Genomic DNA, 13,548 nt, shown 5'->3' on the forward strand with positions numbered 1-13,548 from the left:
CCGCCCGCCACGAAGCCAATCGATCCCCGCGGGGCCGACCCACGCGGGTCACGTCGCGAGCCAACATATGCGAAAGCTACGATTTGAAAATGATTTTCAATAACGTTTAACTTGGCCTGTGCCTGGGCCTCTGCACGGACTACTGGCGGGCGGCGGTGATGACCTCGGCGCGCACGACGCGCGCCGACGGTCGCATGCCATCCACCTCGCCGAACATGTTCGCACCGTCCTTCAGCTGCCCGACGATATCGCCGTCACCGTACAACAGCTGACGTGCCGCGAGACCGATTGTCCGCCAATCGAGACGGCCATCGCCGTGCTCGCCTCACCGCCTCGGCGCTGGAACCTCCATCAACCCCTGCTCGAAATCACAGCTGACGTCGTGACCCGGCTCATCAGCGAACACCCGACCGGAGGCCGACATGACGACCACTGACGGACGTATTCCAGTCACGGTACTCACCGGATTCCTGGGATCTGGCAAGACAACTCTGCTCAACCGCATACTGCGAGAACGGCACGGCAGGCGTATCGCGGTGATCGAGAACGAATTCGGCGAGGTTGGGGTCGACGACGCCTTGGTGCTCGACGCGGAGGAGGAGGTGTTCGAGATGAACAACGGCTGCATCTGTTGCACTGTGCGCGGTGACCTCATTCGAATCCTCGGTGCACTCATGCGACGCAAGGACCGCTTCGACGCCATCATCATCGAGACCACGGGCCTCGCAGATCCCGCGCCTGTTGCACAGACCTTCTTCATGGACGACGTGCTGCGCGCACAGCTGCGCCTCGACGCGATCGTGACGGTTGTCGACGCGAAACATGTGCTGATCCACCTGGATGAGGTGAAGCCGGACGGAGTCGAAAATGAAGCGGTCGAACAGATCGCTTTCGCCGACCGGGTCGTACTTAACAAGCAGGACCTGGTCGACCCCGGGCAGATCGCCACCGTCACCGAGCGTATCCGCAGCATCAACGCCGCCGTGGTGGTGCTGCCCGCGGTGCAGTGTGACGTCGACCTGGCTGACGTACTCGACGTGCACGCGTTCGACCTGGAGCACGTCTTGGCGGCCGAGCCTGACTTCCTCGACCCCGACAACGAGCATCAGCATGACGCCTCCGTCAGCAGCGTAGGCATCGACATCGATGGCACAGTGAACGTCGAAAAGCTCAACGAATGGCTCGGAAAGCTGCTCGCCGAACGCGGCCCAGACTTGTTCCGCAGCAAGGGAGTATTGAATCTGGCCGGCACCGATCAGCGTTATGTGTTCCAAGGCGTGCACATGCTGCACGACGGTCAGCTTGGGGCGCCATGGCGGCAGGGTGAGTCCCGGCGCAACCGAATGATTTTCATCGGGCGAGATCTTGATCGCGTGGAGCTCCAAGAAAGTTTTCGCGCCTGCCTCTTGGATGCTCCCTTGCCGGCAGCGCGATGACGACAACGTCGGGCGCCGCGGTGAAAGAGGTGCTATGGCAGGCCGAACTGGGCGAGCCGGTACTGGGAATCGGCCCACTTGCCGACACCGTGATCGTCGGGGGATCTGAGGGCAACATTCTCGTTTCAGATGCCGACGGCCGCGAGCGGCTGCGTCTGGCGTGTGATGACTTTCTCCTGGCCATGGCCACCAGCCCAGACGGGTCACGGCTCGCGGTCGGTGGCGGCCAACGTCTTGTGTTGTTCGACCTTTCGAGCGGGTCAGTGCTGGCCGACATACCCCATCAGTGGTGCGGCTGCCTGGCCTGGGCCACCAAGACCGGCGACCTCGCCGCCAACGACGGACGATCGGTGCGGGTGTACACCCGCGACGGCCAACTCCGCTGGACTTCCCCGCCGCTGCAGAGCACGGTGGCCGGAGTGGCCTGGATGCGCGCGGACGGCCGAAGGCTGGCGGCTGCCGCATACCAGGGCGTCACGATCTTCGAGCCAGGTACCAATCGGACAATTGCCGAGCTGGCCGCGCCGGGAGCAATCGCCGGGATAGCGGTCGAGCCCAGGGGGCGCTGGGTGGTCGGCGGCAGCCAGGACGCCACACTGCATGGCTGGAATGTGCGTGACCGCAGCGACTTTCAGATGAGCGGATTTCCCAGACGGGTGTCTCGGCTTGCGTTCGAATCCGCAGGCCGGTGGATGTGCTGCGACAGTGGCGACACTGTCGTCTTCTGGGATTTCTCCGGTCGCGGCCCCACCGGGCGGCATGGGCTCGTCGCCGAGTGGCACAACGCGGATGTCACCGCCCTGGCCTGGTTACCGACGGACGGTCTCAACCCGGTCCTGATCTCAGGTGACGCTGGCGGCGGCGTTGCCTTGTGGCGGCTTCGGCCGAAAAGTCAGCCAGGTGGGCGGATCGGCCCTTTCTGGAAAACGGCTACCGGTGACCCGGTCGAAGCGGTGGCGGCCGCCGGCAATCGCATCTTCTCCGGCCACCGCTCCGGAGTGGTGCGCTGCTATGACTCCGGCTCCTCGGCGGGAAGCCGCTAAGCCTGGCCACCGCCACGGACATCGCTCGCGGAGCAACTACAGCGATCCGGACCGCCCATCTCACCAAAGGTGATTGCGTCCAACGCATCACACTGCTGTGGCCGGCAATATCTGCCGAGTTCTCAAGCCTCGCGGCATCCCGGGCACGTCCCGTAGAAATTGATGTAGTGAGCGATGTCGGCGAAGTGATACTGAGACGCGAATTCATCGGTGTGTTCTTCCAGAGATTTGGGGCTGAATGCCACCGCATGTCCGCAACGCCGACAGAGCAGGTAATGCGCGTGCTCGGTGCCGTCGTGCAGACGGTAGAGAACTTCCCCATCCTCGGCACGTTGGGTGGCGGCGATCTGCTCCTCGGCCAACGCGTGAAGGATCCGGTAAACCGTAGTCAACGCAACCAAGTCCGCCTGGCGCTGGCAGATTTCGAGGTAGAGCTGTCGGGCGCTGCGGAACTTGTCGCAGGCGCTCAGCGCATCCAGAACCGCTTGGCGTTTTGCCGTGCTTCGACGTCGTTGTCTTAACGGTGGCGCGGACATCGGGGCGCTCCTTCTGTGTTGCCTGGCGGGAACCGGTCCGGCGCACACGTCGATCTACCACCCCTGGATCACTGCGGCGGCCGCCTCATGATGAGCACGTCGGGGCCTTGCCTGATCCTTTCGCGTAGAACTGGTGCCGGTCATGTTACGGTAACCTTAATGAAGATGATTGTCATTATCGACCGAGGATGCCGATGACTCGTAGCACAGACTCGTCCACAATCGCCAGCGGCCATGCCGATGCGTACGCGCAGTCCGCGGAGTTCTACGAGGTGATGGCACTGCCGCACTGGGAGCCCAAGCGCGCCGTGCTGCAGTCGGCCCTGTCCGAAGCCGGCGAGATCACCGAGCCGATCGTTGATATCGGTTCTGGCACCGGACTTTCGACGATGGCGGTCGCAGAATCGGTGCCAGCTGTTCCAATCCACGCCGTCGAGCCTTCGCCTGCAATGCGCGCCGTGTTGATGTCGCGCATTCTCACCCGAGAAGACATAACCAACAGGGTGACCGTCCATGCAGAGACTGCTGAGCGCTTCACCCTGCCGGACCGAATCGGTGCCGCCGTGTTATTCGGGGTGATCGGTTTTCTCGACCCGCAAGCGCGAGAACACTTCTGGCAGAATCTGCGGCCACGACTGACGCCGCAGGCCCCAGTTCTCGTGGAGGTCATGGCCCTTGAGCAGCCCATGGAGATACCCGAGTTGATGATCGCTCAGCAGCAAGTCGGCAACCGCCGCAACGAGATACTGATTTCCGGCGAGCCTGCTGGTGTCGACGCAGAACTGTGGACCATGCGTTACGTGGTACGCGAAGGCGACTCGATCGTCAGGGAGTTCACCTCGAACTACACGTGGCACACCGTCGGTCTGGCCGCGCTCGCACGCGAAGCCAAAGCACACGACATGACCTTCCAACAGGTGCATCCCCTCATCGGCGTGATGCACCCGCGATGAGCGTGTTCAACGGCGGACTGAGCTGACCGGCTGACCAGAACCGCAGGTGGACTTGTCCTTGGGCACCTGAAAGACATCTCACGAAGTTAAAGGTCAAGCCGCGAGCTGGAGAGGAGGTGGGAACGCAACATGTTCGTCGTAGAGCTGGCCGGTGTGCAGGCAGTGGTGGAGTTGGCCGAGGAATTTGTTGAACAGGTGTCGTTGGGCTTGATGGTTCCAGTCTCCGGCTGCGCGGCGGGCGTCGAAGTGCCTGCGGGCTCCCGGGGAGGCGCGCAGCGATGCCAGGGCCCAGATCGGGCCGACAGCGTTGAGGCGACGGTTTTTGATATGGCGTTGCAGGACAGCGGTTTTCTTGCCGCTAGCACGGGTGATCGGCGCCGATCCGGCGAACGCTTTGAGTCCGCGGGCATCGGCGAAACGGGTGCGGTCGTCACCGATCTCGGCGAGCACCCGGGCACCGGCGAGCATCCCCAGTCCGGGGAAACTGGTGATGATCTTGGCGTCCGGGTGTTGGTCAAAATGGGCGATCGCCGCCTCGGCGAGTGCGTCGGCGGCAGCGCAGGCCGCGTCGAACTGGCTCAGCAGCGCGGTCAGGTGAATGCCCATCGCGTTCTCCACCACCGGTGGCTGGTGCAGGTAGGTGTCGGTGAAGATGTCGCGCAGCCGCTCGACGTCACGGTCGAGGTAGCGTTTGCGGCCGGCTTTGATCAGCAGCCGCCGCAACCGGGCCGGCGTCAGGTTGGCGGCCTGAGTGGGCGTCGGCGCGGCGGTCAGGACGGTGCGGGCATCGGCGCGGGCCAGTCCGCCTTCGGGCAGGCCGGCGAACGCGACCAGCGCGGCCGGGTAGAAGTCTTTGAGGAGATCGCGGATCTGATTGCCGACCTGCTGACGCGCCCAGACCGCGTCCTGCTGGGCCCGGGCCAACACCCGGATCGCTTGGGCCAGATCGGTATCGGCCGGCAACGGGCGGTGCGCGTCTGGGTCGGTGCGCACGATGTTGGCGAGCAGCACCGCGTCGGTGGCATCGGATTTGGCGCCGGAGACCGAGTACCGGGCCCGGTAGCGGGAGGCAGCCAGTGGGTTGATCGGATAGATCACCCGGCCGGTTTCGCGCAACGCCGCGACGAACAGGCCACGGTCGGTTTCGATCCCGATCGGGATCGGATCCTCGGCGGTGTCGCCGGCTTCGGCCAGCAGCGTCAGCAGTGCGGCGAATCCGGCGGCGTCGTTACTGACCCGGCCGCGGGCCACCACTTTGCCATCGTCATTGATCACCGCGACATCGTGATGGGCTGTAGCCCAATCAATTCCGCAATACTGTCTCAATGTTCCTTGACTCCTTCGGTTGATCATCGTGCTGTTACCGGTGGACTCACGCGGCGCCCTAATCGTGGGACTCAAAGGTCCGTCATCTCACTAGCCGTCCGTGACTCCAGCGCACCGCAGGACTTCGTTCTGTCGAAGAGCTCAAGGCTCGGGAACAACCATCGGGAAGTCAACCCTGCGGCAGGCTCGGGCAACGGAATCCCACCACCTCACCGGGAGGTCTGCCGCCAGGCGCGCCGTTCTTTCAGAAGTCGTCGAACGACGGGACAACTCAGGCGTCACCTGGCAGCAGACCGATCAGAAATAGTCCCGGTCATTTCGACCGATCAACCCATCCCTACAAACGATTAGGATGTGCGCGACGCGGGCGAGGCCGAGACCAGTTAGCGAGGACATGAGCGCAGAGTCAGACGTCGGCAGCACAGGTTCGGACCAGGAGTCTGGCGAAGGTGGACCACCTGCATTGCGTTTGAGCAATATCGGCAAGACCTACGGGTCTGATCCCAACCTGGTTGTGGCACTGCGTGACGTGAATCTGGATGTCCGAGCCGGCGAACTCGTCGTACTACTAGGCCCGTCGGGCTCGGGAAAGACGACGCTGCTCAACATTATTGGCGGCATCGACCAGGCATCGGCGGGCACGATGGAGGTCAACGGCCGCGACATCGGGACACTCAGCCGCAAGCTGCGCACGGAGTATCGCCGCGACCTGGTTGGGTTCGTATTTCAGTTCTTCAACCTCGTGCCCACGCTGACCGCACTCGAAAACGTGGAGTTGCTCGCCGAACTGACCGGACCGGACGCGCGAGCCCGCAGTCGGTCGGCGTTGGAACGGGTCGGCCTCGACGCGGTCGCAGACCGCTTCCCCGCCCAGCTTTCCGGCGGTCAGCAACAGCGAGTGGCGGTAGCCCGAGCGATCGTCAAGCAGCCACCGCTGCTGTTGTGTGACGAACCGACCGGAAGCCTCGACCTGGTCACCGGCCGTCAGGTATTGAGCGCGTTGGGCGACCTGGCACGCAACAGTCGCCAGACCGTGCTCATCGTGACCCACAACTCGGAGATCGCGCGGATGGCGGACCGCGTGCTGTGGCTGCACTCCGGAACGATAAGCAGGACCGAGACGAACGAAAACCCGCTAAGTGCATCGGAATTGGACTGGTGAGTCAGGCGCTGCGCCGCAAGCTGCGCCGCGACATGTGGCGGGACCGCTGGCGGTTCGCTGCGATCTCGATCGTCATGGCCATCGGCGTAGCCATCTTCGTCGCCGCCACCGACGGCTACCGCAATCTCGACCAATCCTTCGAGCGGTCCTACACCACCCAGCGGTTGCCGGACGCGATCCTCTCCGGACCCGGTGCCGCAAACCTGCGCGACGCCCTCACCATGATGCCGGGCAGCCCCCTGGTGGAGATACGCCATCAGGCCGATATCGGGATCCGGGTGAACGGGCACGCGCTATACGGCCGCGCCGTAGGCGTACCCGACTCTCGGCAGCCGGCCGTGTCGCTTCTGGACATGCACGCCGGAACGCTGCCGGCGTCCGGACAGCTCGTGCTCGAACAGCACCTGGCCGATCACTACCACCTCCGTCCCGGCGACATCGTCGAACTGCTGGGACGGGCAGGCTGGCAACCTTTTACGGTCGCAGGCTCGGCCCTGTCGACCGAGTACTTGTGGCCGGCCCGTTCCCCGCAGGAGATCTTGACGACCCCGGAGGATTTCGGCGTCGTTTTTCTCCCTGACGCTGAAGTTCAACGGGATTCCGCGCAGCCCGTGGAACAGAGCGTGGTCTACGCGGCTGACCGCGCCGCGGCGAGCGCCTTGACCACCGCAGCGGGTGAACTCGCGCACAAGAACGGGCTCCAATTCCTTCCCCGCGAAGAGCAACCGTCTTTCCACACACTTCGCGACGACGTCAAGCAGTTCAGGAGCCTCGCCGGGGTACTGCCGTGGCTGTTCCTCGCAGCTGTCGCACTCGGCACCTATGTGCTGCTCGCCCGCATCGTCTCCGCTCAGCGGGCGGTGATCGGCACACTGGTAGCCAACGGAGTGGCCCCGAAAATCGTACGCCGACACTATCTCGGCTACGGACTCGCCTGTGCCGCAACGGGACTGCCGCCAGGGCTGCTGGGAGGATACCTGCTGGGACAGTGGATCACGGCCAAGTACACCGAGGCCATCGCACTCCCGATGCACCTCACGTCGGCGCACCTGACGACGTACCTGCTCGCCGCCTTCACCGCCGCATCCGTAGCACTGCTGGCCGCGGCGGCACCGGCGAATGCTGCGGCCCGAATGCAGCCGGCCGAAGCCATGAGGGTGGCCCCACCCATGGACCGTGGGCGGCGCAGCATCGCGGAACGGTTGGCTCCGGCGGTGAGACGCGCTCCTGCTCGATGGCGGATGACGCTACGGGCTTTCTCTCGGAACCGCCGCCGAACTGCGTTCACCGCGACCGGAGTCGCAGCCGCGGTCATCTTGGTGATGGTGTTCGCGGGTATGCGCGACACCGTCCCGGGCATGGTCAACCGACAATTCGGGCAGATCGAGCGACAAGACGGGGAAGTCGTCGTGTCCGGCTCAGTCGATGGGGTCCTGGACAAGTTGCACGTCGACCCCGATGTGGCCGCCGCCGAAGCCTACGGCTCCTACGGCATCACCGCTTCGGCAGGCAACCACCGATACGAAACCATGATGATCGCTCTGACGCCCCAGAGCCGAATGCACGTATTCCCAGCCGAAACGGGAGCTGACCGGCTCACCGGGACGGCGTGTTGCTCGGCGTCGGCCTGCGCGACCTGCTGTCGGTCAGGCTGGGCGATCGCATCGTTGTGACAGTGCCGCAGTCGGGGCTTCGACTCGACGAACGCGTGGTGGGATTTGTCGACGAACCGTTTTCACCGGTCGTCTACATCTCCCTCGATCAGCTTCACCAACAGGCGGGTTCGCTACCGGTCAATGGAGTTCTGGTCAAGCTCAAGCCGGGCACCGAGGGACGCGCGGCCGGTGACCGGATTGCGGCGATGCCCGGCGTGGTGGCATACCGATCGACGACAGCGCTGGCATCGACGATGCGTAAGACCTTCAGCCTCTATGACACCCTGGTCACTCTCATGCTCGCGTTTGCCGCGGTCATGGCGGCCGCCATGTTGTACAACGCGATGTCTGCCAACGTTTCTGAACGCCTCACCGAGATCGGCGCGCTGCATGCTCAGGGAATGGGGGCCGGCATGCTTTCCCGGTCGATCGCCGCCGAGAACTTCGGCGTCGCTCTGCTCGCGCTTCCAGTCGGAGTCGTCGGGGGCCTTATTCTTGCCGACCGACTCCTGTCCACCTACCACAGCGCTGGCTATCACCTACGACTCGAGATGCAGGCGACGACACCATTGGTCGTGGCATGCGGCATCCTCCTCGGCGCCGCTTTGGCCCAGATGCCGGTTCTCCCGAGGATCAACGGCATAGATCTGGCGCGGACCGTCAGAGAACGCGCTCTCTGACCAGCCCCGGTAATTCCGGTCGTTGACCTCTCCTGCGATAGGAGTCGCAGAGTTTCAGTTCTGCCGCGGCTACTTGCAAATCATTTGCTTGATACATGCGAACGATATGCAGTACGGTTTTTCCTGCACGGCGCTGGAAGTGAGTGGGATCGGCCCCTGGCAGCGCCGTCGCGAACCTGCTGAGTGGCTCGGGGTCGGTTTTTGGGGCGGTCCGAGTCTTGGCGCCCGAGGAGGCTGGGTATGTCGTCGGTGATTGCTACGCCCGAGTTGGTGCGCGGAGCTGCTGAGAAATTGACGGCAATTCGCTCCTCGTTGGACGGCGTCGCGGCCACCGTCTCAGGTCCTACGGTCGGCATTGTTGCTGCGGCGCAGGACGAGGTCTCGACTGCGCTGGCTTCGATGTTCGGCGGCTTCGGCCGGGAATTCCAGGCGGTCAACGCCCACACGGAGGCGTTCCACGCCCGATTCGTCCAGCTGCTGAACGCGAGCGCTGCGGGATACGCGAACGCCGAGATCGCCAGCGCTCGAACGCTTCTCGCGGGAGGGCTCGGCCTGGACGCCCCGGGCCGCGCACTGGCGGCCGCTTCCGACGTCAACCCGATGGCTCGGTGGACTGAAGTCCTTGACACCACAGCCCGCAATGCCCAATCCTCGTTCGGCGCAACACGGGCGAGCCTGACCACCCTGATCGGCGGCGTATCCACGGGGCTCCGACAGCTTGGAACCGACCCCGCAGCGTTCGTCGGCAACCTCCAGACCGCCGCGCAGTCGGTGTTCCTGGTCGGCGCGCCCCAGGATGTCGCGTCGGCTGTCGTGCAACACACTCTCGGCGGCGTCACTCAGGCGACCAACCCGGGAGCCATACCGCCGGAGCCGACGGTCGTTCCCCTCAATGATGTCCACGTCGAGTTGTACAAGGGCCTGGCCGGTCTCGGCGATTTCCAGACGGGATCGTCCAGTCTAGAGACGGCTCTGGTCGCGGGTCTCACCAACTTCGCCGCCTCCCCGGCCAGCGGTGTACTCCTCGGCGCGGTAGGGCCGTTCGTCAGTCCCGCTGTCGCATTGTGGAATAGCGCGGGCACGGTTTTCGCCGACCTCACCGGCGGGTCGCCGGGGGCGGCGCTCGGTCACCTGATCGAAACACCCGCCAACGTCGTTGATGCGTTCTTCAATGGGGCCACACTCAACCTCGACGCGCTGGCGCCGGCGCTCAATCCTTTCGTCACCACCGGCTCTGCGGGTGGGGAACGACTCGACGGCCTGAGCCTCGCCTTCGGCGGACTGTTCAGCCCAGGGCAGGTCGTCACCGGCGCGAGCGGCCCCTTATACTACGGGACCGGCGGGTCACTGCTCAATGCCGTGGGATTGGAGTTCAGCTTCTTCCCACCGGACGACTTCGCCGGAGGGGCACTGAGTATTCCGGCGATACCCGTTGGCCCGATTGGCGCCACCGCGGGTCTGCTGGGCATCCTCGGCAGGGCTATCGGCGGCAGCCTGCTTATTCCCTGATCCGGCCGCATTCGACCGAATCGCGGGGAAGTCGATCGAACGGTCTCAGCGGGAACTGCCGGCATGCAGAGCGCGCCCGCCTACGCCGGAACGGCCTCGCGGTTACGCACCTCGGCCGAACTGGTCAGCTTCAGGGCCGGGTCGACGACACCGTCGTTGCGCAGCAGTTTGACATCGGTGTAGTAACTCATCGACGTCTGCCACGGCTGACCGGCACCCTGGCGCGGGAACTGGTGAACCGCCCGCTGGACGTAGCCGGCGCCGAAGTCCAGTAAGGGACGAGTCTGCATGTCCGGGTCGTCGAGCACCGGGCGCGCGGTGTCAAAACCGTTGGCGTCCATGTGGGTCAGCAGCCGGCACAGGTGCTCGCAGAGCAGGCCGACCTTCAGGGTCCACGACGAGTTCGTGTAGCCGATCGCGTACGCGAAGTTCGGCACGTCGGAGAGCATCATGCCCTTGTAGGCCACGTGGTCGGGCAGATTGACCGGCTTCCCGTCGACCGCCAGCGACATGCCACCGAACGCCTGAAGGTTCAAACCCGTTGCGGTGACGATGATGTCGGCGTCGAGCTCACGACCGGACTCGAGCAGGATGCCGTTCTCGGTAAAGGTGACGATGCGGTCGGTCACCACCGACGCGCGGCCGTTCTTGATGGCCTTGAACAGGTCGGAGTCGGGCACCGCGCACAGCCGTTGATCCCAGGGGTTGTAGGTCGGGCTGAAATGCTCGTCGACCGGATAGTTCTCCGGAAGTTGCTTGGCGTTGAGGTACCGGATGATCTTCTTGGCGGCGGCCGGATACCTCTGGCAGAACTCGAAGACCGCGCGCTGTTGCAGGATGTTCTTGCGGCGGGCCAGCGCGTAGCCGCGCTTGCCGCCGAACAATTTCTGCGCCGTGTTGGCGATGACGTCCTTGGACGGCACCGGCATGATGTAGGTCGGTGAGCGCTGCAGCATGGTCACGTGCCCGGCACGTTCGGCCATGGCCGGCAATAGGGTCACGGCGGTGGCGCCGCTGCCGATGATGACAACCTTTTTGCCGGTGTAGTCCAGATCCTCGGGCCACTGCTGGGGGTGCACGATCTGCCCGGTGAAGCGCTCGCGGCCCTCGAAGTGCGGCGTGTAACCCTCGTCGTAGCGGTAGTAGCCGCCGGCGCAGAACAGCCAGTTGGCGCTGATCTGTGTCCGCGCGCCGGTGTCGGTCCGCTCGACGTCGACGACCCAGCGGGCCTCGGCGCTGGACCAGGCCGCACCGTGCACCTTGTGGTGGAACCGGATCTTGCGGTCGATGCCGTTCTCGGCGGCAGTCTCACGCAGGTAGGCCAGGATCTTGTCGGCGGTGGCGATGGCGTCCTCGTCGCGCCACGGCTTGAACTCGTAACCGAAGGTGTGCAAGTCGGAGTCCGAACGAATCCCGGGATAGCGGAACAGGTCCCACGTGCCGCCGCTGGCCGCGCGTGCCTCCAGGATCGCGTAGCTGCGGCCGGGGTGCTCGCGCTGCAAGTAGTACGCGGCGCCGATGCCGGAGATGCCGGCTCCGATGATGAGAACGTCGACGTGCTCGAGGGCGGTGTCTACGACGGTGTGAGACATGAGCTTGGCTCCTGACGCGGGTGAACTGTTGTGTTTATCGTGGCGATCTGGGGTGCCCAAACCAAGAGAAGATCTGCCCAAATCACTCGACGCAGTAGTGCACATTGCACCACTAAATTACTGTGACTAAATGTCTTGGAAACATCCGTCGGAGCCGGTCAGGGAGCTGATTCGGCAGTGTGCGCAGATCACCGTCAACCCGCGAGCCGGGTGGCTGGAAGAACTCGACGCCGAGGTGCTCGCAGCGAGCCCCGCTATCGCCGCCGACCCCGAACTGGCCGCCGCGGTCAGTCGCAGCAATCGGGCGAACCTGTACTTCTGGGGAGCGGCCAATGTCCGGGACCCGGGGGCGCCAGTACCTCCCAACACGGGGCCTGAGCCGATGAACATCGCCCGCGAAGTGGCGCGGCGCGGACTCACGGCGTTCACCCTCGACGCCTATCGGGTCGGTGAAGCCGTGGCATGGCGCCGGTTGATGGAGATCGCGTTCGAGCTGACCTCCGACCCTGCCGAACTGCACGAGCTACTCGATGTGTGCTCCCGATCGATCAGCGCCTTCATCGACGGCACGCTGGCCGGCATTGCCGCCCACATCGAACAGGAACTCGACGACCTGACCCGCGGGACACACGCCGAACGCCGTGAAACCGTCGCCCTGATTCTCGATGGCGCTCCCATCACCCGGAAAAGGGCCGAGTCACGACTGGGCTACGCCTTGACCGGCCCCCATACCGCCGCAGTCATCTGGAGCGACAACCCGGCTGGTGACATGGCCCGACTCGATGCGGCCGCCGAGGCACTCGGACAGGCCGCCGCGGTGCGACCGCTCACCATCCTCGCCAGCACCGCAACTCGGTGGGTCTGGGTGCCGAGTAAGACGATCGACACTGCGGCGCTGGGCAATTCGATCAATGCCATGTCCGACATCCGGGTGGCAATCGGGCCGTGCGCCGAGGGTATCGACGGCTTTCGGCGCAGCCATTTCGACGCCATCACCACCCAGCAGATGATGGCACGCTTGCGATCGCCCCACCATGTGGCGTTCTTCGCCGACGTCGAACTGGTGGCGCTGATCACCGGTGATACCGACCGCGCCACCGAATTCGTCCATCACACGCTCGGCGACCTGGAAACGGCGGGCAGCGAATTACAAGAATACGTGCGGGTTTTCGTCGACGAGCAGTGCAACGCATCCCGTGCGGCAGCACGGCTTTTCACCCACCGCAACACGCTGCTGCGGCGGCTGGCCCGCGCCGACGAGCTGCTCCCCGGCCGCTGGCCGAACACAGTGTCAACGTAGCCGTCGCGCTGGAAGTGCTGCGCTGGCGGGGCAAGTAGCGGGTCGGTCGGCGGAAACTCGATGAATATTGCGAAACTCCTGCGCGCACTAGGTAGGAGGGCTAGTGTTCAGGTCAGGGTCGGGGGACCCAAACTTTAGGGGTCGGGGGACCCAAAACTTTTCAGCAGCCAACCGCCGGCGGACCATGCGATTGCGCACTAGGGCCTCCGCCGGGTAAGTAGCACTTTGGGTCTCGCACGAAGCCGGTAGGACGGGCACGGGCCGGACCGCTTCAGCTCGCCGACACTCTCGATCAGCGATCGCCAACGTCGATTGTGACGCGCCTGCCGTCAGCAATTCGCGACATGTCAGCCCGG

Annotated in this window: 11 protein-coding genes and 1 pseudogene; 9 read left to right on the forward strand and 3 right to left on the reverse strand. The window is 64.6% G+C overall.

Annotated elements, in window-relative coordinates:
- Positions 1–118 precede the first annotated feature (118 nt).
- The 3 genes from JX552_RS21415 to JX552_RS21425 are packed head-to-tail and all read left to right on the forward strand — an operon-like array spanning position 119 to position 2,479.
- The gene (locus JX552_RS21415; protein ID WP_205873897.1) at positions 119–436 is read left to right on the forward strand and encodes a hypothetical protein; all 318 of its coding nucleotides are present in this window, start codon (positions 119–121) and stop codon (positions 434–436) included.
- A complete protein-coding gene (locus tag JX552_RS21420; protein WP_205873898.1) occupies positions 423–1,436 on the forward strand; it encodes a CobW family GTP-binding protein in 1,014 nt (337 codons plus the stop codon). Before JX552_RS21415 ends, JX552_RS21420 begins: the two co-directional genes overlap by 14 nt.
- Positions 1,433–2,479 (forward strand): WD40 repeat domain-containing protein, encoded by a 1,047-nt coding sequence (locus tag JX552_RS21425; protein WP_205873899.1) that lies wholly within the window; start codon positions 1,433–1,435, stop codon positions 2,477–2,479. Before JX552_RS21420 ends, JX552_RS21425 begins: the two co-directional genes overlap by 4 nt.
- Positions 2,480–2,601: 122 nt before the next feature.
- Here the strand turns inward: JX552_RS21425 and JX552_RS21430 are convergent, their stop codons facing one another.
- On the reverse strand, positions 2,602–3,015 hold the full coding sequence (locus tag JX552_RS21430; protein ID WP_205873900.1) for a Fur family transcriptional regulator: 414 nt from the start codon (positions 3,013–3,015) through the stop codon (positions 2,602–2,604).
- A gap of 308 nt (positions 3,016–3,323) precedes the next feature.
- Here JX552_RS21430 and JX552_RS21435 point away from each other — a divergent pair, with 308 nt between their 5' ends.
- Entirely contained in the window at positions 3,324–3,968 is a 645-nt protein-coding gene (locus tag JX552_RS21435; RefSeq protein ID WP_241010665.1) for a class I SAM-dependent methyltransferase, read from the forward strand.
- 93 nt (positions 3,969–4,061) lie between these two features.
- Here the strand turns inward: JX552_RS21435 and JX552_RS21440 are convergent, their stop codons facing one another.
- On the reverse strand, positions 4,062–5,321 hold the full coding sequence (locus JX552_RS21440; protein ID WP_205873902.1) for an IS110 family RNA-guided transposase: 1,260 nt from the start codon (positions 5,319–5,321) through the stop codon (positions 4,062–4,064).
- Between the two features lie 367 nt (positions 5,322–5,688).
- On the opposite strand from JX552_RS21440, the gene JX552_RS21445 reads away from it, so the two are divergent.
- From JX552_RS21445 to gjpA, 4 genes are all read left to right on the forward strand, one after another.
- Entirely contained in the window at positions 5,689–6,456 is a 768-nt protein-coding gene (locus tag JX552_RS21445) for an ABC transporter ATP-binding protein (RefSeq protein ID WP_205873903.1), read from the forward strand.
- The gene (locus JX552_RS21450) at positions 6,453–8,129 is read left to right on the forward strand and encodes an ABC transporter permease (RefSeq protein WP_205873904.1); all 1,677 of its coding nucleotides are present in this window, start codon (positions 6,453–6,455) and stop codon (positions 8,127–8,129) included. The genes JX552_RS21445 and JX552_RS21450 overlap by 4 nt, the downstream gene beginning before the upstream one ends.
- Entirely contained in the window at positions 8,126–8,791 is a 666-nt protein-coding gene (locus JX552_RS21455) for an ABC transporter permease (protein ID WP_205873905.1), read from the forward strand. The genes JX552_RS21450 and JX552_RS21455 overlap by 4 nt, the downstream gene beginning before the upstream one ends.
- Before the next feature lie 240 nt (positions 8,792–9,031).
- Complete coding sequence (gene gjpA / locus JX552_RS21460; RefSeq protein WP_205873906.1) at positions 9,032–10,300, forward strand: outer membrane porin GjpA; 1,269 nt, start codon at positions 9,032–9,034, stop codon at positions 10,298–10,300.
- A gap of 80 nt (positions 10,301–10,380) precedes the next feature.
- Here gjpA and JX552_RS21465 read toward each other — a convergent pair whose 3' ends face one another.
- On the reverse strand, positions 10,381–11,892 hold the full coding sequence (locus JX552_RS21465; RefSeq protein ID WP_205873907.1) for a flavin-containing monooxygenase: 1,512 nt from the start codon (positions 11,890–11,892) through the stop codon (positions 10,381–10,383).
- Positions 11,893–12,022: 130 nt separating this feature from the next.
- On the opposite strand from JX552_RS21465, the pseudogene JX552_RS21470 reads away from it, so the two are divergent.
- Positions 12,023–13,230, forward strand: a pseudogene (locus JX552_RS21470) (PucR family transcriptional regulator).
- Positions 13,231–13,548 lie beyond the last annotated feature (318 nt).

Source organism: Mycobacterium gordonae, from assembly GCF_017086405.1.
Classification (GTDB): Bacteria; Actinomycetota; Actinomycetes; order Mycobacteriales; family Mycobacteriaceae; genus Mycobacterium; species Mycobacterium gordonae_D.

Coding starts and splice junctions, on each gene's coding strand:
- JX552_RS21420 (WP_205873898.1), top strand. CDS start 423: ATGACGACCACTGACGGACGTATTCCAGTCACGGTACTCACCGGATTC.
- JX552_RS21425 (WP_205873899.1), top strand. CDS start 1,433: ATGACGACAACGTCGGGCGCCGCGGTGAAAGAGGTGCTATGGCAGGCC.
- JX552_RS21430 (WP_205873900.1), bottom strand. CDS start 3,015: ATGTCCGCGCCACCGTTAAGACAACGACGTCGAAGCACGGCAAAACGC.
- JX552_RS21440 (WP_205873902.1), bottom strand. CDS start 5,321: ATGATCAACCGAAGGAGTCAAGGAACATTGAGACAGTATTGCGGAATT.
- JX552_RS21445 (WP_205873903.1), top strand. CDS start 5,689: ATGAGCGCAGAGTCAGACGTCGGCAGCACAGGTTCGGACCAGGAGTCT.
- gjpA (WP_205873906.1), top strand. CDS start 9,032: ATGTCGTCGGTGATTGCTACGCCCGAGTTGGTGCGCGGAGCTGCTGAG.
- JX552_RS21465 (WP_205873907.1), bottom strand. CDS start 11,892: ATGTCTCACACCGTCGTAGACACCGCCCTCGAGCACGTCGACGTTCTC.